At 36.9% G+C, this 22,187-nt stretch carries 14 protein-coding genes; 11 read left to right on the forward strand and 3 right to left on the reverse strand.

Annotation, left to right across the window (positions count from 1 at the left end):
• Positions 1–13 precede the first annotated feature (13 nt).
• The 10 genes from ligA (at position 14) to CRO00_RS04615 (ending at position 13,895) form a co-directional block, all read left to right on the forward strand.
• Positions 14–2,011 (forward strand): NAD-dependent DNA ligase LigA, encoded by a 1,998-nt coding sequence (gene ligA / locus CRO00_RS04570; protein WP_097072492.1) that lies wholly within the window; start codon positions 14–16, stop codon positions 2,009–2,011.
• A gap of 17 nt (positions 2,012–2,028) precedes the next feature.
• Complete coding sequence (locus tag CRO00_RS04575; RefSeq protein ID WP_097072493.1) at positions 2,029–3,204, forward strand: CamS family sex pheromone protein; 1,176 nt, start codon at positions 2,029–2,031, stop codon at positions 3,202–3,204.
• A 254-nt stretch (positions 3,205–3,458) separates the two neighbouring features.
• A complete protein-coding gene (gene gatC / locus CRO00_RS04580) occupies positions 3,459–3,752 on the forward strand; it encodes an Asp-tRNA(Asn)/Glu-tRNA(Gln) amidotransferase subunit GatC (protein WP_097072494.1) in 294 nt (97 codons plus the stop codon).
• Between the two features lie 23 nt (positions 3,753–3,775).
• Positions 3,776–5,239, forward strand: a complete 1,464-nt coding sequence (gatA, locus tag CRO00_RS04585; protein ID WP_097072495.1) for an Asp-tRNA(Asn)/Glu-tRNA(Gln) amidotransferase subunit GatA — start codon at positions 3,776–3,778, stop codon at positions 5,237–5,239.
• Positions 5,240–5,241: 2 nt separating this feature from the next.
• Positions 5,242–6,687, forward strand: coding sequence for an Asp-tRNA(Asn)/Glu-tRNA(Gln) amidotransferase subunit GatB (gatB, locus tag CRO00_RS04590; RefSeq protein WP_097072496.1), 1,446 nt, complete (start codon positions 5,242–5,244; stop codon positions 6,685–6,687).
• Positions 6,688–7,069: 382 nt separating this feature from the next.
• Positions 7,070–7,633: a thioredoxin family protein gene (locus CRO00_RS04595; RefSeq protein ID WP_097072497.1), complete on the forward strand. Its 564-nt coding sequence runs from the start codon at positions 7,070–7,072 to the stop codon at positions 7,631–7,633.
• Between the two features lie 130 nt (positions 7,634–7,763).
• On the forward strand, positions 7,764–8,687 hold the full coding sequence (locus CRO00_RS04600) for a diacylglycerol kinase (protein ID WP_097072498.1): 924 nt from the start codon (positions 7,764–7,766) through the stop codon (positions 8,685–8,687).
• A gap of 111 nt (positions 8,688–8,798) precedes the next feature.
• Entirely contained in the window at positions 8,799–10,775 is a 1,977-nt protein-coding gene (locus tag CRO00_RS04605) for an acyltransferase family protein (protein WP_097072499.1), read from the forward strand.
• A 160-nt stretch (positions 10,776–10,935) separates the two neighbouring features.
• Entirely contained in the window at positions 10,936–12,300 is a 1,365-nt protein-coding gene (gene rlmD, locus CRO00_RS04610) for a 23S rRNA (uracil(1939)-C(5))-methyltransferase RlmD (protein ID WP_097072500.1), read from the forward strand.
• A 410-nt stretch (positions 12,301–12,710) separates the two neighbouring features.
• The gene (locus CRO00_RS04615) at positions 12,711–13,895 is read left to right on the forward strand and encodes an iron-containing alcohol dehydrogenase (protein ID WP_161946609.1); all 1,185 of its coding nucleotides are present in this window, start codon (positions 12,711–12,713) and stop codon (positions 13,893–13,895) included.
• A gap of 762 nt (positions 13,896–14,657) precedes the next feature.
• Here CRO00_RS04615 and CRO00_RS04620 read toward each other — a convergent pair.
• Positions 14,658–15,596, reverse strand: a complete 939-nt coding sequence (locus CRO00_RS04620) for a DMT family transporter (protein WP_097072502.1) — start codon at positions 15,594–15,596, stop codon at positions 14,658–14,660.
• Between the two features lie 124 nt (positions 15,597–15,720).
• Between CRO00_RS04620 and CRO00_RS04625 the strand changes: the two genes are divergently transcribed.
• The gene (locus tag CRO00_RS04625; protein ID WP_097072687.1) at positions 15,721–16,641 is read left to right on the forward strand and encodes a LysR family transcriptional regulator; all 921 of its coding nucleotides are present in this window, start codon (positions 15,721–15,723) and stop codon (positions 16,639–16,641) included.
• 31 nt (positions 16,642–16,672) lie between these two features.
• Here the strand turns inward: CRO00_RS04625 and pyc are convergent, their stop codons facing one another.
• Both pyc and CRO00_RS04635 read right to left on the reverse strand, forming a co-directional pair.
• The gene (gene pyc / locus CRO00_RS04630; protein ID WP_097072503.1) at positions 16,673–20,101 is read right to left on the reverse strand and encodes a pyruvate carboxylase; all 3,429 of its coding nucleotides are present in this window, start codon (positions 20,099–20,101) and stop codon (positions 16,673–16,675) included.
• Between the two features lie 183 nt (positions 20,102–20,284).
• The gene (locus CRO00_RS04635; RefSeq protein ID WP_097072504.1) at positions 20,285–21,955 is read right to left on the reverse strand and encodes an L-lactate permease; all 1,671 of its coding nucleotides are present in this window, start codon (positions 21,953–21,955) and stop codon (positions 20,285–20,287) included.
• Between the last annotated feature and the right edge of the window lie 232 nt (positions 21,956–22,187).

Here is a 22,187-nt window from a genome sequence, read left to right on the forward strand (position 1 = left end):
TTGGAGGAATACAATGAACGACATTGAAAAACGAGTTGCAGAGTTAAATAAATTGCTTCATGAATATGAACATGCCTATTACGTACTAGATAAGCCAATCGTAGCTGATGCTGTTTATGATCAACTCTTACATGAATTAATTGCTATAGAAAAAGAAAATCCATCATTAATTTATCCCGATTCACCTACAGGACGTGTTGGAGGTGTGGCAGTTGATGGTTTCCGTAAAGTAACTCATACGTATCCTATGCTCAGTTTATCCAATGCTTTTGGCGAAGAGGACTTACGCGACTTTGACCGAAAAATCCGACAAGCAATTGGAGATAATTTTTCCTATGTGTGTGAATTGAAAATTGACGGGTTGGCGATTTCACTACGATATGAAAATGGAGTGTTCGTTCAAGGTGCCACTCGAGGTGATGGTTCAGTTGGAGAAGACATTACAGCCAACTTAAAAACAATACGGGCAATTCCGTTGCGATTAAAGGAGCCTATCACAATTGAGGTGCGCGGTGAAGCCTATATGCCGAAAAAATCCTTTGAAACACTAAATAACACACGTGCGGAAAAAGGAGAAGAACTATTTGCAAATCCGCGTAACGCAGCAGCCGGTTCACTACGTCAATTAGATCCAAAAATCGCAGCTAGTCGTAACCTTTCAACCTTCATCTATGCAATTGGTGGAGATGGTGAAGCCTATGGAATCGATTCTCATGCAGAAATGCTAGATTATTTAGAAACTCTAGGATTTCCTTCGAACAAAGAAAGACAGTTATGTGAAACTATTGATGATGTGCTGTCGTTCATAACTAAGTGGACAGAAAATCGTCAAAACCTACCTTACGAAATTGATGGAATCGTCGTAAAAGTAAACCGCTATGCTCACCAAGATGAACTAGGATTTACTGCTAAAAGTCCACGTTGGGCAATTGCTTACAAATTCCCTGCTGAAGAGGTTGTGACGAAATTACTAGATATCGAACTTACTGTTGGTCGAACTGGTGTATTAACTCCTACTGCAATTTTAGAACCAGTTCTAGTAGCAGGTTCAACAGTAGGAAGAGCTTCCCTTCATAATGAAGACTTGATCCGTGAAAAAGATATCCGTATTGGGGATACTGTCATCGTCCATAAAGCTGGCGATATTATTCCAGAAGTGGTCGGGGTTATTTTAGAGCAACGTCCTGAAGATGCGGTTCCTTTTGAAATGCCAACACATTGTATTGCATGTGATAGTGAACTTATCCGCATTGAAGGTGAGGTTGCATTACGTTGCGTTAACCCAACTTGTCCTGCGCAAATTGCTGAGGGAATTAAGCATTTTGTTTCGCGTAACGCGATGAATATCGATGGTTTAGGTGAAAAAGTAGTGGAGCAACTTCTTCGTGAAAACTATATTAAAGATGTTGCTGATTTGTACCACCTTCAAGTAGAACAACTTGTAAAACTTGAACGAATGGGAGAAAAATCCGCTACGAATTTAGTAAATGCCATAGAACAATCGAAAGAAAATTCAATGGAACGTCTTTTATTTGGTCTAGGTATTCGTCATGTGGGAGAAAAAGCGGCAAAAATCTTATCAGAACAATTTGAAACTATCGATGCCCTTATGGAAGCAAGAGAAAATCAATTGACAGCAATTTTTGAAATTGGAGAAAAGATGGCAGATTCTGTCGTAACTTATTTCCAACAAGATGAAGTAAAAGTGTTGATTTCACGGCTAAAAGAAGTTGGCGTAAATATGACATTCAAAGGTAAAAAAGTTCAAGTGGAAATTGGTGAAAATCCATTTGCAGGTAAGACGATTGTTCTTACAGGAAAATTATCGCAATTGACACGGAATGAAGCAAAGGCGAAAATAGAAGAGTTGGGCGGAACAGTTACAGGTAGCGTTAGTAAAAAAACCGATCTTGTCATTGCAGGAGAAGATGCTGGTTCAAAATTAACAAAAGCTCAAGAACTTGGCATTGAAGTATGGGACGAAAACCGCCTAGTTGAACAATTACAATAGTAAAGGAGTTTCAAACGATGAACCGATTTCGCTGGATTCCGGCGATGGTCGTTGTTGCAATGCTAACAGGTTGTGTACCTTCCCTTAAAGAAGATACAGAAGTGTTACAAAATACAGATGAAGCTGAAGCAGAGGTTGAAACGACAATCATCCCTAGTATTCAAATAAGTGACCGTTATTATAGAACGCTTGTACCGTATAAGGAAAGTGCAAGCCGTGGATTAGTCGTGTCAAATTTATTTACAAAGTACGACATTAATGAAGTAGAAACAGGACTAATGCGTTTATCTCAAAATGTTTACGATACAGATACTTACTATTTCCAAGAAGGTCAGTATCTAGATTCTGAAACGGTGAGTAATTGGTTATACCGAAGCAATCAAAATCAAAAGGAATCACCAGAATTACATGGTTTGAACCCACCTGATACAGATGCATCCGGGAATAAATTATCACCAGAAGTGCGGGCAAAACAAGCACCTATTTACTTAGCCCATATCGTTGAGCAAAACTATCTTACAAAAACAGAGGATAACAAAGTTAAGATAGGTGGTATTTCAATAGGGCTTGCTCTAAATTCTATCTACTACTATCAAAAGGAACAGTATGGAGAATATTATGAGGAGCCAATTCCTGAAGCAGATATAGAGAAAAAGGGAAAACAAATTGCAGAGGAAGTTCTTACAAGATTACGTGCAAGACCAGATATGAAGGATATTCCTATAGTTATTGGTTTGTTTAAACAAGAAGAACGTAATTCTATTGTGCCGGGAACTTACTTTGCCTATAGTGTTTCAGAAAATGGCCAAAGTAGTTTAGGGGAATGGCAAAAAATTAACGAAGAATACGTGACGTTCCCAATGTCTTCGCCAGACGAAATATATCGAGAAGCTAACGACAAATTCCTGAACCTTAAACAAGATGTGGATAAATATTTCGCAAACTATACGAGTGTAATAGGACGCGGGTTTTATCAAAATAATCAAATGACAAAACTTTCGATTGAAATTCCAATTCAATTTTATGGATCTACTGAAATTATTGGATTTTCTCAATATCTCTCTGGCGTTATTATTAAACAATTACCGAACGATATAGACATCGAGGTAAGCATTACATCTGTTAATGGACCAGAAGTGCTTATTTTAAAAGATCGTAATGATGCAGAACCATTGGTTCATATTTATGAGTAACAGTGTAGTCATTTTGGCTACATTGTTTTTTTTGTGAGTATTAAATTACTATATGACAATTCTAAGAATAGGTTTGAATTTGTGGGAAATTTGGCGATAATAGAAATTGTTTGAGTAAACTTAAAGTGGAATAAAGGCATATAAGGTAAAAGAATGACGAGATACCAAGTTTTTAGTCCAATATTGAGATTTTTTACAGGAAAAATGGTATTATTATTGATTATTGCCACGTTCATATTCGGAGGTGTAGATTAATGGCGAAATTAACAAAAGAAGAAGTAAAACACGTTGCCCATTTAGCTCGTCTTGCAATTACGGATGAAGAAGCTGAAAAATTTGCAAACCAACTTGGAAAAATTACGGATTTTGCAGAGCAACTAAATGAATTGGATACAACAAACGTTAAACCAACTTCTCACGTATTACCAATTGTAAATGTTATGCGTGAAGACGTTGCACAAAAAGGTTTAGATCGTGAAGTAATGATGCTAAACGTAAAAGAACAAGAGGCTGGACAAGTTAAAGTTCCACCAATTTTAGAAGACTAATCACCTAAGCAGGAGGGTAACTCATGACGTTATTTGAACGTTCATCAAAGGAATTACAAGAAGGCTTACATAGCGGCGATTTTAAAATTGCTGATTTAACAAATGAAGCTTTTGCACGCATTGAAAAATTAGATGGCGATGTACAAGCATTTTTAGCTTTAAATAAAGAAAAAGCAATAGCTCAGGCTGAAGAAATGGATCAAGTTCCATTCGAACAACGTGGTCCATTATTTGGTTTACCAATTGGAGTAAAAGACAATATCGTAACTGAAGGTCTTGAAACAACATGTGCATCAAAAATTTTAGAAGGTTTTATGCCAATCTATGATGCAACAGTCGTGAAAAAACTTCGCGATGCTGGCATGATTACTGTTGGTAAATTAAACATGGATGAATTCGCAATGGGTTCATCTAATGAAAACTCTGCTTTCAAAACAACTAAAAACCCATGGAACCTTGACCATGTACCAGGAGGCTCTTCAGGTGCATCTGCAGCAAGTGTTGCAGCTGGTGAAGTTCCATTCTCACTAGGTTCAGATACAGGTGGTTCAATCCGTCAACCAGCAGCCTATTGTGGTGTTGTTGGAATGAAACCAACTTATGGCCGTGTATCTCGTTTTGGTTTAGTTGCATTCGCATCTTCATTAGATCAAATTGGACCAATTACTCGTAATGTATATGACAACGCTTTATTACTTGAAGCAATCGCAGGTGTAGACGCAAACGATTCTACTTCAGCGGATGTGCCAGTACCAAACTATGTTGCTTCACTAAATGGCGACATTAAAGGCTTACGTATTGCAGTGCCAAAAGAATTCCTTGGAGAAGGTGTTGGCGAAGCAGCACGTAACTCAGTTTTAGAAGCTCTTGAAGTATTAAAAGGTTTAGGAGCAACTGTAGAAGAAGTATCTCTTCCACACTCTAAGTATGCTCTAGCTGCCTACTATATCCTTTCTTCATCTGAAGCTTCATCTAACCTTTCTCGTTTCGATGGTATCCGTTACGGTTTCCGTGCTGAAGGCGTGAAGAACTTAATGGAACTTTATAAAGAAACTCGCGCGCAAGGTTTTGGTGATGAAGTAAAACGTCGTATCATGCTTGGAACTTATTCTTTAAGTGCTGGTACATACGATGCTTACTACAAAAAAGCACAACAAGTTCGTACATTAATTAAAGAAGATTACGACAAAGTATTCGAAAACTATGATGTAATTGTTGGACCTACTGCACCAACTCCAGCATTTAAAGTTGGCGAAAACATTGATGATCCAATGACGATGTATGCAAACGACATTTTAACAATTCCAATTAACTTAGCAGGTGTTCCAGCTATTTCAATTCCATGTGGTTTTGAAAATGGACTTCCACTAGGTTTACAAATTATCGGTAAACATTTCGATGAGGAAACAATTTACCGTACTGCTTTCGCTTATGAGCAAGCAACAGATTTCAATACACAAACTCCTCAAATCTGGGAGGTTAAATAATTATGAACTTTGAAACAGTAATCGGGTTAGAAGTACACGTTGAGTTAAAAACAGAATCAAAAATTTTCTCTCCAGCGCCAAACCATTTCGGTGCAGAGCCAAATACAAATACGACAGTAATCGACCTTGGATATCCTGGTGTATTACCTGTGTTAAATAAAAATGTTGTGGATTATGCTATGAAAGCTGCATTAGCTCTTAACATGGACATTAACCAACATACAAAATTTGACCGTAAAAACTATTTCTATCCAGACAATCCGAAAGCATATCAAATCTCTCAATTTGATAAACCAATCGGCGAAAATGGTTGGATTGAAATTGAAATTGAAGGAACTGATGGCCAACCTGGTTATACGAAAAGAATCGGTATTACACGTCTTCACATGGAAGAAGATGCTGGTAAACTAACTCATGGTGAAGGCTATTCTTTAGTAGACTTCAACCGTCAAGGAACACCACTTGTAGAGATCGTTTCTGAGCCAGATATTCGCACACCAGCTGAAGCGTATGCTTATTTAGAAAAACTAAAAGCAATTATTCAATACACTGGAGTATCTGATGTTCGTATGGAGGAAGGGTCACTTCGTTGTGACGCGAACATTTCAATCCGTCCATATGGTCAAGAAGAATTCGGTACAAAAACAGAGCTAAAAAACTTAAACTCTTTCAACTTTGTACGTAAAGGTCTTGAGTACGAAGAAGTACGCCAAGCAGAAGTATTAATGGCTGGTGGCGTAATCGAGCAAGAAACTCGTCGTTTTGATGAGAAAACTGGTAAAACAATTCTTATGCGTGTGAAAGAAGGAACGGACGACTACCGTTACTTCCCAGAGCCAGACTTAGTTGATTTACAAATTGATGATGCTTGGTTAGAACGCGTTCGTGCTTCAATCCCTGAACTTCCAGATGCTCGTAAAAAACGCTATGTTGAACAACTTGGCTTAAATGATTACGATGCAAGCGTACTAGTAGTAAACAAAGAGATTTCAGATTTCTTTGATGAAATGGTAACTGCTGGAGCGGATGCAAAACTTTCTGCCAACTGGTTAATGGGTGACGTTTCAGCTTACTTAAACGCTGAGCAAAAAGAACTTGGTGATACTGCATTAACACCAGAAAACCTTGCTGGTATGGTGAAATTAATTGCAGATGGCACAATTTCTTCTAAAATCGCGAAAAAAGTATTCACTGAGCTTGTGAAAAACGGTGGAGACGCAGCGAAAATCGTAAAAGATAAAGGCTTAGTTCAAATTTCAGATCCTGCTGTTTTATTAGGATTTGTAACAGAAGCTTTAGATGCGAACCCACAATCTATTGAAGACTTTAAAAACGGAAAAGACCGTGCAATTGGCTTCTTAGTAGGTCAAATCATGAAAGCTTCAAAAGGACAAGCAAACCCACCAATGTTAAATAAAATTTTACTTGAAGAAATTAACAAACGATAATTTCTTTGAGAATGGCCACCCTATAAGTTGGATGAATCCTGCTTTTAGGGTGGTTTTTTATAGGGAGAAAAGCTTGGAATGGGCAATATTAATGGCTGTGTGGACAAAAGATCTCCCTGAATGAGCAAACGCAACTGCTAACTGGACATAAACTAACTCTGAATGAGCAAAAGCAACTGCTATGTGGACGAAACTTTTCTAAGTGCACAAATCATTTGTTTAAGTGCACATAACGCTACTTCATGCGCACTATAGAATCCTTTAAATGCACAAAATGTGTTAATTAACGCACAAAAGGGCATTTTCACATCGTCCGAATCATAAAAATTGTTTTTCAACCTTCCGAAAGGCAAAATAGAATGTAGAAAGGGAGGTCATAATAATGAAAACAGAACAACAATATTTTGAAGAATCAATGTCTATGGCACAATACATGGATCAGATGACAACACATTTAAAAGAGCCAAGTTTTAAAGTGTATGAAAGCTTCAATGTGAACTCTGAAGATGAAGTATTCCAATTATTAAAAGAGCATAAACCACACATCCTAACAATTACAGAGGATTGGTGTGGCGATGCAATGCTGAACAATCCTGTAATGCGTAAAATTGCAGAAGAAGCGGACCTTGATATTCGTTGTGCTTTCCGTGATGCAGATACGGATTTAATTGACCGTCACTTAACTAATGGTGGACGGGCAATTCCAATATATTTATTCTTAAACGCTCAAGGTGAAGTGATTGGAAAATGGGGTCCACGTGCTCCACAACTTCAACAAATGGTCACAGATATGCGTGCGCAATTACCTGAAAAAGATGACCCATCATTTGAAGAAAAACAAAAACAATTGTATACTACTTTGCAGGAGAAATATGTTCAAGATCCTCAATGTGCAAAATGGGTTTATGAAGATATAAAAGCTATTATTACAAAAGCGTTATCATAACGGGAAAATTATCATAATATAAGATTAAAGGTTCTCTTCATTGCTCCTACAAACTTTGCTTGAAGGGAACTTTCCATTTACTGAAAGCGTTCTTTTATACATAATTAGAAGAAATAGGATGGACGAAAACATGAAAAGAGCAAGAATCATTTATAATCCAACATCAGGTAGAGAAGCATTTAAAAGACATTTACCAGATGTATTAGAAAAGCTTGAAATCGCTGGGTATGAAACATCTTGCCATGCAACTACATGTGAAGGTGATGCAAAACAAGCAGCAGCCAATGCAGTAGAGCGTGGTTTTGATATTATCATTGCTGCTGGTGGAGATGGAACGTTAAATGAAGTCGTAGCAGGAATAAGTCCGTATGAAAATCGCCCGAAACTTGGGTTAGTACCTATGGGAACGACAAATGACTTTGCGCGCGCTGTACAAATTCCAAGAAAAATTGACGAGGCAATTGATATCATTATTCAAGGAGATACAATCCCAGTAGATGTTGGGTTAATAAATGACGACCGCTATTTTATTAACATTGCAGCAGGTGGACGCATTACTGAGTTAACGTATGAAGTTCCAAGTAAAATGAAAACGGTGCTTGGGCAACTAGCTTATTATTTGAAAGGTATTGAAATGATACCATCAATAAAAGCGACGAATATGCGAATTGAGTATGATGATGAAGTGTTTGAAGGCGAAGCGATGATGTTCTTATGTGGACTAACGAATTCTGTTGGGGGCTTTGAAAAAATTGCCCCTGATGCAAGTATTAATGACGGATTGTTCACAATGATGATATTGAAAAAATGTAATATTGCAGATTTTATTCGCATTGCTTCCCTTGCGTTGCGAGGAGAACATTTAAATGATCCAAATTTAATTTATAAAAAATCGAGTGTAGTTAAAGTATCGCCAATGGATGTAGATGAGACAATCCACATTAATTTGGATGGCGAATATGGCGGGGATGCACCGGTGAAATTTACAAACTTAAAACGGCATATCGAAGTTTTTGTTCCAATCAATGATATTCGTGAACAAGATCGAGTTTAATCAAGATAAGGAGTCTACTTAGGTAGGCTTCTTTTTTATGTCCTGAATTACTATTTTTCGTAAATAATGGAAAAGCTATAAGGTGTATCAGAAATAGAAAAGAGGGATACTATGCGAGATTTAAATGCACCAACGAAAAAGTTCCGACCAGAAATCGAAGGAATCCGTGCAGTTGCTGCAATCCTTGTAGCGGTATATCATATTTGGCTTGGAAAAGTTTCTGGCGGCGTTGATGTATTTTTCATTGTATCGGGGTTTCTCATTACAACCTCATTATTAGCGAAAATAGAAAGAGAAGGGCACATCAATTTATTTGAGTATTTACTTGGATTAGTAAAACGTTTAATTCCATTAGCTTTCACAGTACTAACTGTGACGTCGTTGTTATCGATTCTCATCATGCCGAAAGTTCAATGGGAGCAAATCATATCCGAAGTAATCGCATCTGGTCTGTATTATGAAAATTGGCAGTTAGCTTTTAACTCGGTGGATTATTTAGAGCAAAATAATGAAGCAAGCCCCCTTCAACATTTTTGGGCGCTTTCATTACAAGGTCAGTTTTATATTACATGGCCATTGATTATCATCTTGTCGTTTTTTATTGCACGGAAGCTTTTTAAAACGCCGGAGAGGAAAACGTTATTAGCTACTCTAAGCATTTTGTTTACATTATCTATTAGCTATTCCATTTATAAGACAATTGTGAATCAACCATGGGCATACTTTGATACGTTTGCTAGAGTTTGGGAGTTTAGCTTAGGTGGGATTGTTGCAATTATTATTACGTTAATTCCATTAAAAAGCGTATATAGTGCGTTAATTGGATGGGTTGGATTAGGAATTATTTGTTTAACAGGAGTACTGTTACCTGTTTCTACTGTGTTTCCGGGATATGCGGCACTTTTGCCAACGATTGGAGTTATTTTAATTATTCTTGCTGCAGAAAATGGTCATCGTTTTGGCGTAGAGAAACTATTAGGATCAAAACCGCTATTATTTATGGGGAGCATTTCGTACGGTTTTTATTTATGGCATTGGCCTCTACTTATTTTCTATTTAACATATTTCAAAAAGGAAACAGTCTCACTAAGTGCAGGGCTAGTCATTTTATCATTAACCTTTATCCTTTCTTACGTTTCAACTAAAGTTCTCGAAGCACCAGTTCGAAAATTAAATGTAAAATACTCTAAGGTAAAATTAGTATCGATTGCGACATCCTTTGCACTACCTGTTACATTTGTTGTTTTTTTATGGGGAACACAACTCACAGAGGAAAAGAGTATTTATAATCTGGAAGACTATCCGGGTGCTAATGCATTGGCTGTACAAATGACGGTGAAACCTGATATTGAACCGATTCCTTCCATGCTTGAAATTAAAGAAAACCTCCCAGAATTTTATTCAGTAGAGGATTGTGTTACAAGGTCTGGAGAAAGGGTGACAAAATGTTCCTTTGGTGAAACGAAAAAGCCGGAGCATACAATTGCCCTTGTTGGTGGTTCTCATTCTGGACATTGGTTCCCTGCATTGATGGGGTTTGCTGAAGAATTGAAGATGCAAATCGATGTGTATAATCATGATGGTTGCAGGTTCTCAAACGATGATTTTAACGGAACATTAACAGAAGCTTGTATGAAGTGGAATGAACTAGTCATTCAGGAGATCATTAAAAACCCACCAGACTTAGTGTTCACCACAGCGAATTTAAATAAAAATGATACGATTCCAATTGGTTATATACAACAGTGGGAAAAACTTGAGGGTGTCACGAAGGTTTTTGCAGTGCGCGACAATCCTAGAATGAGCGAAAATGTGCCTTTATGTTTAGAGCGTGAAAAAGATAATATTGATTGTTCACTGCCACGGGATGAAGCACTTTCCTCGGTTTTACCATGGGAAAATACAAAAGAAATTCCGAGTAATGTGTTTTTTGCCGATATGTCCGATTATTTCTGTGATGACGAAACTTGCTATTCTGTTATTGGGAACATCATTGTATATCGTGATGCACATCATATTACGGCTGAATATGCAAGAACCCTCTCTCCATTTTTAAAAGAGCATATTGTAGAAGCATTGGCGGAGTAAATACTCTAACTTTAACCTATAAGGCAAGAAGCTGTATAAGCTGTCCAATCTATTGGATGGCTTTTTATTTTGAAAACTAGGGAACACATAATCTCACAACATAATAGCAATATTTTCTATGACCATGCTACAATAGAAGAACTGAAATGGAGGACGGAACATGGCAGCACCAGTGAAGAAAAATGATCGCAAAATTGTATATATAGAAGATTTGACTCATGATGGAAATGGCGTGGCAAAGGTAGATGGATATCCGTTATTTATACAAGGAGCACTACCTGAAGAAACAGCAGAAATTCACGTCTTAAAAACCCTTAAAAATTATGGATTTGCTAAAATTGTTGAAATTATAAAACCATCCCCAGACAGAGTAAAAGCACCTTGTATTTATTTTGGAAAATGCGGTGGATGTCAACTTCAACATTTATCCTATGAAGGACAATTAAAATGGAAAGAAAACATGGTGCGCAATGTGATGAAACGCATTGGAAAAATTGATGCGCCAGTACTTCCTGTTAAAGGAATGCAGGACCCTTGGAACTACCGTAATAAATCCCAAATTCCATTTTCAATGACAGAAACGGGACCGATAGCAGGGTTTTATAAGTCAAAATCCCATGAAATTGTCGATATGGAACGTTGCTTAATCCAAGTTGGTGAAGCTGATGAAATGATGGCGAATTTGAAAAAAGAGCTAACGGAAATTGGCATTGTCCCTTATAACGAAGAATCCCATCAAGGAATGCTACGCCATGTAGTGGTTCGAAAAGGTCGTGCTACTGGGGAAGTGATGATTGTACTTGTTACAAATCAACATAAGTTTCCTCAAAAAGATGCAGCGATTGAACTCATCCGAAAACTTGTACCAAATGTTACATCCATTGTTCAAAATATTAATATTGAAAAAACGAACGTGATATTAGGAAATGAAACAGTGACATTGTGGGGTAAAGATTTTATTGAAGACACAATTGGCGGAGTACGATTTGAAATCTCTGCTCGTTCGTTTTATCAAGTAAACCCTGTACAAACGGAGGTACTTTATAAACAAGCATTGGATTATGCTCAATTAACAGGTGATGAGACAGTAATTGATGCATACTGCGGGATCGGAACAATTTCACTATTCCTAGCACAAAAAGCGAAACAAGTGATGGGGGTTGAAATTGTGGAGCAAGCAATTGAAGATGCAAAGCGAAATGCAGAAATCAATGGCTTTACCAATACGTATTTCGAAGCTGGCCCGGCAGAAGAAGTTATCCCACGTTGGTACGCAGATGGAAAAGTGGCAGACGTATTAGTAGTCGATCCTCCTCGCAAAGGATGTGACGAGGCTTTATTGAATACGATTATTGAGCAGAAACCAAAACGCGTAGTCTATGTATCATGTAATCCTGCAACATTAGTGCGGGACTTACGCATACTAGAAGACGGTGGATACAAGACAATGGAAGTTCAACCAGTGGACATGTTTCCTCAAACGACGCACTGTGAAGCGGTCGCTTGGCTTGAACTAGCTGACTAATCTTTACTTAAGTGTGTTTTTCAACTTACGCTTTATTCGGATGATTTTTAGCGATTACTAATTTGATATTTGTTAAAACATAAAAAGCAGACGGTTTAGAAGTGCTGGTATCCCACCTCTAATTGGCCGTCTGCTTTTACTATTATTTTATGAAAGAGACATCACTACTAAACACTCAACATGAATGAACGTACAAATTTTAATTTATTGTTCTGTATAATTATTATTATTGCTACGATAGAAACTTTTTACTTAGTCTTCAAACTTACATGTATTGGTAATATTCAATTTTTAATAATATAGAATGAACTGTTATTGCCTACTAGATTGCAGTTTTTCTGTATAACCTTTGTGTCACGGGTAGAAAATCAGGTGAGGTGACAGAAATGCCTTTTTATTTACTTAGAAAAATGATTCGCAAATTGCCTGGAGTTGTAATCAAAATGATTCCAAAGCCTGATCCTGTTATGACAGATGGTTATGGCTCAAGAGAAAAAATTGGTGAAATCTGCGCTGATGCGGGATATAAATCGGTGCTTCTCGTAACTGACAAAATAATTTTCTCTCTCGGTTATTACGAAAAAGTTCTTAACTCGTTGAAAGCAAATAACATCAATTATTCTGTATTCTATAATATCGCATCTGAACCGGAAATTGACATAATCAACGAAGGTAGAACTATCGCTATAAACTGCAGCGCCGATTGTATCATAGCTCTTGGAGGAGGTTCCGTATTGGACACCTGTAAGATAATAGCCGCAAGCACAAAAATACCAAAGCGAAAAATTAAACATTTCCTGCACAAATTTGTTTATGTTAGTGGAAAAACTTTGCCCATTATCGCTGTTCCGAGCACTTCCGGAACAGGCGCTGAAATTACTGTCGGGGCTGTAGTTAAGAATGAAAAAGGGATAAAAAGTTCCACGGTAGTCATCGGTCTGAATGTTCCTCATGTTGTGCTTGACAGCGAGTTGACAATGGGTGCGCCTGAAAGTGTTACGGTATACTGTGGAATTGACGCTCTTAGTCACGGCCTTGAGGGATATCTCGCAGACATTAAGACGAGTGAAGAAGATATAAATAAAAGCCGTGAATGCATAAAGCTTGTATTTCAGAATCTGCCCTGTCTTATTTCAAATCCAGATAATGTCAACGCAAGACAGAATATGTGTCTTGCCGCCTATTACGGTGGAAATGCTATCAACATGCAGCTTGCTGGGTATGTTCATGCCTTTGCACATTCAATCGGTGCCCTGTATCAGATTCCTCATGGAAAAGCTATTGCGCTATGTCTTATACCGATTGTTTCTTTTCACAAAAACATTTGTATGGATAAGCTTGCAGAGTTGTCAATTTATTGTGGATTTTCCACAGAAACAGTTGACGAAGTTGCTGCGGCGAATAGATTTATCACCGCTCTTGAAGGGCTGCTGAAAAACTGCGGCTTTGAAAGAGGCTTTGATATGATTGATGAGAAAGATTATAAAAAACTTACCAAAATGATAAATGCCGATTCCATTAATTATTTGCCTCCAAAAACTCTCAACAATAAAGAGATTGTGTGTCTACTTGACGAGATTAGAAATGGGAGATAGTATTTATAACTTATATTCCGCACCCTTGAAGACTATACTTTAATGCAACTAAACGTAGATGTATTAACTGCGTCTCTTCCTTAAAAGGCGGTGAATCTCTTCTTCATGTGAAGATGGTGATAGTGAATATTTATGTAAATTGGCCCAAAGTGCAGTTATTTAGGGAGAAGTAAGTTATGAGTGAAAGATTTCACTCCACGGATTGTGAAGCAGTTACTTGGTTGGAGCTATCTTAAAAGATTAAAGAGTTCTACTTATCTGTAATAGATGAGAGAGGTTTTTTATTGCACTAGATTAAGGTATTTTAAATAGATCATCTAAAATATTGTGTATTTTGGAAGAACATGAAATCATCTTTAAAAGTTATTTACGGGCTCAGTTACGACATTTGGAAAAAATAGAAATAGCACTTGTCAATAACGATTTCGAAACAGCAGAATTATTAACGAAGCAATTAATTGAAGACACACAAAAAGGAATAGAGGATTAATCATTAAATCGAGTTAGTATAATAGAAGAAGGATGAATTCCAGGTATTCGGATTCGTTCTTTTTTCTTGTTGCTCAAAAATGTTTGTTCTAATAAGAAAACGAACTTAGGATTTTACTAAGCTCGTTTCTAGGAAATTTGAACAACTAATTTAAATACAACAATGAAAGTGAAGTCTCGCACTTGATTTCTATTATAAAGATGGAATGTTAAATAAGATTTTTATGGACAGTTAATAGTTATTAACGATGATCGTATCAATGTAGATTAATGCTACACTTTAGACCCGTCAACTGATTGATTGAATTTTTTCCCGAAAAATGGCTTCTTGAACTTGAACTGAGCTATTAATACACCTACTAAGATAAGAATTGCCCCAACGTATCCTTTTACTGGAAGTACTTCATTGATAAACATAAAAGCAAAGAACGCTGCAAAAACGGGCTCTAGTGAAAATATAAGGCCTGTGTGTGTAGGAGTAGTATGTTTTTGTGCTACAGCCTGCCCTATAAATCCAATGGCACTACATAGAACACTTAATGCCATGATCGAAACCCATGCTTCCGATGTGCTAGGAAGATGTGGCTCTTCGAAAAGGAATGAAAATAAAAGTCCCCAAGCACCTGCAACCCCCAATTGTAGAATCCCAAGTGTAATTGAATCAACATTTTTTGTGAATTTATCTGTAAAAATTATCTGTAAGGCGTAAACGATTGCACCCAAAATAATTAGATAATCCCCAGAGTTAATCGATAATTTGTTATTTAATGTTAATAAAGCAATTCCTATGATTGCGATACCAACACCAAAAATAACCCTTTTCTCTGGCTTTACTTTGAAAAATATTGCTAATAACATTGGAACAAATACAACTGAGAGACTGAATAAAAAACCTGCGTTTGAGACAGATGTAAACTTTAATCCGAATGTCACAGCTGACATAAGTAAAAATAAAAGTGAACCCAATATAAAACCATAAAAGAATGTTTTAAAATTCATGTTAATTAATCGCTTATAAAATAATGCCCCGGCTAAAATAAAGGCAATGCCAAAACGTAGAGCAACTAAATTAAACTCCTGAAAAGAACCAAGACCCATCTTCATAAACAAATAAGATGAACCCCAAAACATCGTTACTATCAGCATGATAAAATTGGCTTTTAATTGAGTGTCTGATCCAAGCGGTTTCTTTGAAAAATTACTTCCATCCATTTATTTAATCACCCATTCTCTTACAAATTGAATAATTTTAAGTATAATTGTAAAATTGACATAAGAAAAATGAATGTTTTTGAATGTTAATATGAAAAAAATTCATGTAAAAGGAGTGGTCAAACTGTCTCTTGTTAAGTATGAAATATTTAGTACTGTCGTGGAATTAGGGAGCATTACGAGAGCTGGTGAAACACTTGGTTTAAGTCAATCTGCTGTGAGTCATGCCATTACTAGCCTTGAATCAAAATGGAACTTTTCTATTCTCAATCGAGGACGCTCAGGTATCCAATTGACGAGTAACGGGGAGCGCGTCTTAAAATACGTACGTGAAATTCTAAAGTGGAATGAAGAAATGGTTCAGGAAATAGCGAATATCAATGGGCTGGAAATCGGGACAGTACGGATTGGAACGTTTTCAAGTGTGTCCATACACTGGTTGCCTGAAATCATGAAAATATTTAATGAGAATCATCCATCGATTGAAATCAAACTCTTAGAGGGGGATTATGATGACATCGAGCATTGGATCACAACGGGTTTAGTTGATTTTGGTTTTGTGTCATTACCGACTTCAAAACATCTTGAGGCGATTCCTTTAAAAAAGGATAAAATGCTCTGTATTCTATCAAGTGAACACCCTCTTGCCGAACAAAATGAAATACGTTTTGAAAGCATTAAAGATGAGCCTTTAATCAAGCCAAAAAAGGGAAGTGATAACGATCTGATCCGAATTTTAAAAGAACATCATGTTACCCCAAATATAAAATTTGAACTGTCTGATGACCAAGCAATGATTTCAATGGTTGAAAATGGGATGGGGTTTAGTATACTTCCCGAAATGGTTTTACATCGGTTACCAACTAATGTTCGAACGCTTAAATTAGAGGGAGATAATTTTCGTACAATTGGAATTGCTTCTTCCTCTTTTAAAACTCTTGCTCCAGCTACGAAAAAGTTTATTAAATATCTGAAATCATGGCTAAGTGAGCAATCGCCATCTATTAATACAAATGAAATTGCAAAAAAAGGCAGCCTATTGTAAGTATAATAAACTTACTAAGCTGCCTTTCAAACTATTCAAATTCGATTAATAAATCACCTGTTGAAATTGCATCGCCTGCTGCAACATAAATTTCTTTAACAACCCCGTCCTTTGGTGCTTGTACAGTCGTTTCCATTTTCATTGCTTCTGTAATTAATAAATGGTCTCCACGTTTAACTGAACTACCTTTTGATACCGCCACTTTTAAAACAGTACCTGGCATTGTTGCACCAATTTGATTCGGATTTGAAGGATCTGCTTTCGGTGCTTTATTGCCCGTAACTTCTACCGTCATATCTTGAATGATAATTTCCCGTGATTGACCGTTAATTTCAAAGTAAATTACACGTGTACCATCGTGCTGTGGTTCTCCGATTGATACTAATTTAATAATTAATGTTTTTCCTTTTTCAATTTCGACTTCGATTTCTTCACCTAAGCGTAGGCCGTAAAGGAACGTTGGAGTATCTAAAACTGAGATACTACCGAATTGGGAATTCATTTTCGCATATTCTTCAAACACTTTTGGATAAAGTGCATAGGCAAGCACATCTTTATGAGATGGTGTACGACCAATTTTTTCTTCAAGCTCAATTGTTAACTGTTCAAAATTAACAGGTTCTAATAATTCACCTGGTCTAACTGTAATGGCTTTTCGATCTTTTAAAATAAGCTGCTGTAACTCTTTTGGGAAGCCGCCATGTGGTTGTCCTAAATAACCTTGGAACAGTTCAATGACTGAATCAGGAAAATCAAGTGTTTTCCCGCGTTCATAAATATTTTCTTCATCTAAATCGTTCTGTACCATAAATAATGCCATGTCTCCCACAACTTTAGAAGACGGTGTTACTTTAACAATATCACCAAACATTAAATTCACTCGTGAATACATGTCTTTCACTTGCTCCCAGCGATCGCCTAGCCCAACTGCTTTCGCTTGTTGCTGCAAGTTACTATATTGTCCACCTGGCATTTCATGTACAAATACTTCTGAATGAGGTGCATTCATACCGCTCTCAAAGTCCACGTAATATTTACGTACATCTCCCCAATAATATGAAAGCTTTTCAAGAGCATCGATATCTGCACGTACTTTGCGTTCCTCACCACTTAACGCGTAGTATAATGAATTGGCACTTGGCTGTGATGTTAAACCAGACATTGAACCTAATGCAGTATCGATAATATCAACACCAGCTTCGATTGCTTTGGCATATACAAAGATTCCGTTTCCACTTGTATCATGCGTATGAAGGTGAATTGGTAAATCTGTTGCTTCTTTTAATTCAGATATTAAACGATATGCTGCATTTGGCTTTAACAAACCAGCCATATCTTTTATGGCTAAAATATGAGCCCCTGCATGCTCTAATTGTTTTGCCATTTCCTTATAATATTGCACTGTATATTTCGCGCGGCTTTCATCAAAAATATCACCTGTATAACAAATCGCCGCTTCTGCTACTTTTCCATTCAACCGTACTTCGTCAATGGCTACTTCCATCGCTTTTACCCAGTTTAATGAATCAAAAATTCGGAAGACATCCACACCAGATTGTGCCGCCTGTTTAATAAACGCACGCACCACATTATCTGGGTAGTTTGAATAACCTACTGCATTACTACCTCTAAAGAGCATTTGGAATAAAACATTTGGAATTTGCTTACGTAATTGCTCTAAACGTTCCCATGGGTCTTCCTTTAAAAAGCGATATGCTACGTCAAAGGTTGCACCGCCCCACATTTCGAGGGAGAAGAAGTTGTGCATTAAGGTACTCGTTGCATTTGCAATTTCAAACATTTCTTTTGAACGAACACGTGTTGCAAGTAGCGATTGATGCGCATCTCGGAATGTTGTATCTGTAAGTAACACATCTTTTTGCGTCTTCACCCAATTAACTAGTCCATCTGCACCTTGCTCATCTAAGATTTGCTTCGTACCAGAAAGAGGTGTTCCAGTAACGCTTGGAATATTAGGTTGTACGAAAATTGGTTTTGGACGTTTTTCGATTCCTGGGAAGCCATTTAGCGTTACATTTCCGATGTAGCTTAATAACTTCGTTGCGCGGTCTTTTCGTTCTTTAAATACGAACAGTTCTGGTGTTGTATCGATAAAGCTCGTATCAAATTGTCCGCTAATAAATTTCTCATGTAGTACGACATTTTCTAAAAATGGTATATTCGTTTTTACTCCACGAATACGGAATTCACGTAAATTGCGGTCCATTTTTTGAGCCGCTTCTTCAAATGTCATTCCCCAAGTTGATAGTTTCACAAGTAATGAATCATAGTGGGGTGTGACAACTGCACCTTGGAAGCCGTTCCCTGCATCAAGACGTACTCCAAAGCCACCTGATGAGCGGTATACCATAATTTTTCCTGTATCTGGCATGAAATTATTTTTTGGATCTTCTGTCGTAATACGAGATTGTATCGCATAACCGAATAACGGTATATCTTTTTGCTGTGGTATACCAATTTTTTTACTATGTAAAGCATGCCCTTCAGCGATTTTAATTTGGGTATGAACGATATCAATACCTGTGATCATTTCAGTAATCGTATGTTCTACTTGAATACGTGGGTTCACTTCAATAAAGTAAAATTCATCCCCGGTCACTAAAAACTCTACCGTACCAGCATTTACATATTGCACATTTTTCATTAATTGCACAGCTGCTTCACAAATACGATGGCGAAGATCATGAGAAATTGAATTGGAAGGTGCAATTTCAACTACTTTTTGGTGACGGCGTTGAATAGAGCAATCACGCTCATACAAATGCACGATATTTCCACCTTCATCGCCTAAAATTTGCACTTCAATATGTTTTGGTTTGATGATTGCTTTTTCTACATACACTTCGTCTGAACCAAAAGCTGCTTTTGCTTCTGATTTTGCACGTTCATAAGCTGTAGCAAGGTCATTTGGATTTTCAACAAGACGCATCCCTCGGCCACCGCCACCAAGTGCTGCTTTAATCATTACAGGGAAGCCATACTGATTAGCAAATGCTTCAACTTCTTCCAAGCTATTTACTGGACCATCTGTACCTGGAATGACAGGAATCCCAGCAGCAATCGCCTGTTCACGTGCTTTTACTTTATCGCCAAACATATTTAAATGCATTGATTTTGGGCCAATAAAAATAATCCCTTCTTCATCACAACGTTGTGCAAATGCCACATTTTCTGATAAGAATCCGTAACCAGGGTGAATTGCATCGACATTTGCATCTTTTGCAATTGCTAAAATTCCTTCGATATCTAAGTAAGCATCGATTGGCTTTTTACCTTGTCCAACTAAATACGCTTCATCAGCTTTAAAGCGATGAAAGGCACCACTATCTTCATGGGAATAAATTGCAACCGTTTTTAACTTCAATTCCGTACATGCGCGGAAAATACGAATCGCAATTTCACCACGGTTTGCTACTAAAATTTTTTCGATTTTTTTCATAAAAATTCCCCCCATTTTTTGAATCAACTATTAGTCTAAAAAGTGATTTTGAGATAAAGCTTTTCGTGCGAGATGGTACATTTAATGCGCCCACTACAGAAGCGCTTTTTCATATGAGATAATTATCATGTAAGTAGGGGGTGTCCAAAGAATTTTAGCCTTTTGTACACCCCCTATATAAATTTATGGAATCATCCAAGTTAAAACAGTGCTTTGTAAAAACGTAATAACACAAATTGCTAGTAATAAAATTAAGCTATACTTGAATGAAAATTTTAATAATTCAGATTCCTTGCCAGCTAGTCCTACAGCAGCTGCAGCAACTGCCAATGTTTGTGGTGAAATCATTTTTCCTGTAACACCACCACCCGTATTTGCTGCTAATGCTAATATAGGATCCATCCCAACAGAACCTGCTGTTACTTGTTGTAACTTCGCAAATAATACATTTGAAGAAGTATCAGATCCAGTTACAACGACACCAATCCAACCTAATATTGGTGAGAAGAATGGAAATAAAGCGCCTGTTTTTGCTAACACTAAACCTAACGTTGCCATCATACCAGCTGTATTTGCTACATATGCGTAACCTACTACACAACAAATCGTAAGCAATGGGAATTTTATTTCATTTAATGTAGCGAAAAATGCTTTTACCCAGTTGCCCCATGAAATTTTTAAAACAAATTTTGAAATAATGGATGCAAATAAAATAGCAGTACCAGCTGCCCCTAAAAGTTCGAATTTATAAACAGCAGCAATTTCTTTCCCTGTTGCACCATCAATAACCACGTTATGTAAATATGGTACTTCCGGGTAAAATGTTAAAGCGCTTCCAATCGAATTAACAAAATTTAAAATTGCATTTCCACCATCATATGTTCCAACTAATGCTTTTTTAATAGTTGGAATTCCCCAAGCAGAGATAAAGAAAGTTAATATGATAAATGGTGACCATGCTGTTAATATTTGTCCGCCAGAATAATGCGTTTTTGTAACCTCACTTATTTCCACATCATCTTCAAAACGATAAATCGTTTTCGGCTTCCAGAAGCGAAGGAAAATTGTTAATGCAATTAACGATACTAATGATGATAAAATATCCGGTAATTCAGGACCTAAATAGTTTGAGCTTAAAAATTGAGTAATCGCAAATGAAAAACCAGATACTAAAATAGCTGGTAACACTTCTAATGCTTTTTTAAATCCAACCATAATGACTACTAAAACTAATGGTATAAATACTGCAAGAATAGGTAACTGTCGACCGACCATTTTTGATACTTCAATTGCTGGTATACCTGTAATTCCCTCCATTACTGTAACCGGTACCCCAATTGCACCAAAGGCAACAGGGGCAGTATTTGCAATTAAACATAGCCCTGCTGCTTGTAACGGTTTAAAGCCTAGCCCTACAAGTAACGCAGCAGAAATTGCTACCGGAGCACCGAACCCTGCAGCTCCTTCCAAAAATGCACCAAATGAAAATGCTATTAATAATGCTTGAATTCGTCTATCTGCTGTAATTGAAAGTACGGATGAACGAATCACTTCAAAATGTCCTGTTTTCACGGTTAAGTTATATAAAAATACGGAAGTAATTATGATCCACCCAATTGGTATTAGACCGTATACAGCGCCCTGTGATGCGGAAGCTACTGCTGTTATAACTGGTACTTTAAAGGCAATAATTGCAACTAATATTGCTAATACTAATGTTGTAAAACCGGCAATATAACCTTTCATCTTTTTTATTGCAAGTGCCCAGAAAAAATATAAGATTGGTACCGTTGCAACAAGTGCAGTCCAGCCAAGACTATTTGCGACTGCTGTAAAGTTTTGCGTAAACGACATGCATGTTCCCCCTTATTTGAATAATTTCGATTTCCCCTTAATTGTCTAAAAGTCATCAGATGACCTTACGTGATAGATTATAAATAGAATTTTTTAATAATTCAATGTATTTTTTGAATAATAAATTCAATTTTTAGATGGACATTGTAATGGAGAAAAGATTTTTATCGATTCTTTATGTATAATAAGCTTATAAAAACGTGTATTTCACATAACAAAACGAGGTGTGTCC

The sequence above is a fragment of the Ureibacillus xyleni genome (genome assembly GCF_900217795.1).
GTDB classification, from domain to species: domain Bacteria; phylum Bacillota; class Bacilli; order Bacillales_A; family Planococcaceae; genus Ureibacillus; species Ureibacillus xyleni.

Excerpts from the sequence above, each read along its gene's own strand:
- ligA (WP_097072492.1), top strand. The coding sequence starts at position 14 with ATGAACGACATTGAAAAACGAGTTGCAGAGTTAAATAAATTGCTTCAT.
- CRO00_RS04575 (WP_097072493.1), top strand. The coding sequence starts at position 2,029 with ATGAACCGATTTCGCTGGATTCCGGCGATGGTCGTTGTTGCAATGCTA.
- gatC (WP_097072494.1), top strand. The coding sequence starts at position 3,459 with ATGGCGAAATTAACAAAAGAAGAAGTAAAACACGTTGCCCATTTAGCT.
- gatA (WP_097072495.1), top strand. The coding sequence starts at position 3,776 with ATGACGTTATTTGAACGTTCATCAAAGGAATTACAAGAAGGCTTACAT.
- gatB (WP_097072496.1), top strand. The coding sequence starts at position 5,242 with ATGAACTTTGAAACAGTAATCGGGTTAGAAGTACACGTTGAGTTAAAA.
- CRO00_RS04595 (WP_097072497.1), top strand. The coding sequence starts at position 7,070 with ATGAAAACAGAACAACAATATTTTGAAGAATCAATGTCTATGGCACAA.
- CRO00_RS04600 (WP_097072498.1), top strand. The coding sequence starts at position 7,764 with ATGAAAAGAGCAAGAATCATTTATAATCCAACATCAGGTAGAGAAGCA.
- CRO00_RS04605 (WP_097072499.1), top strand. The coding sequence starts at position 8,799 with ATGCGAGATTTAAATGCACCAACGAAAAAGTTCCGACCAGAAATCGAA.
- rlmD (WP_097072500.1), top strand. The coding sequence starts at position 10,936 with ATGGCAGCACCAGTGAAGAAAAATGATCGCAAAATTGTATATATAGAA.
- CRO00_RS04615 (WP_161946609.1), top strand. The coding sequence starts at position 12,711 with ATGATTCGCAAATTGCCTGGAGTTGTAATCAAAATGATTCCAAAGCCT.
- CRO00_RS04620 (WP_097072502.1), bottom strand. The coding sequence starts at position 15,596 with ATGGATGGAAGTAATTTTTCAAAGAAACCGCTTGGATCAGACACTCAA.
- pyc (WP_097072503.1), bottom strand. The coding sequence starts at position 20,101 with ATGAAAAAAATCGAAAAAATTTTAGTAGCAAACCGTGGTGAAATTGCG.
- CRO00_RS04635 (WP_097072504.1), bottom strand. The coding sequence starts at position 21,955 with ATGTCGTTTACGCAAAACTTTACAGCAGTCGCAAATAGTCTTGGCTGG.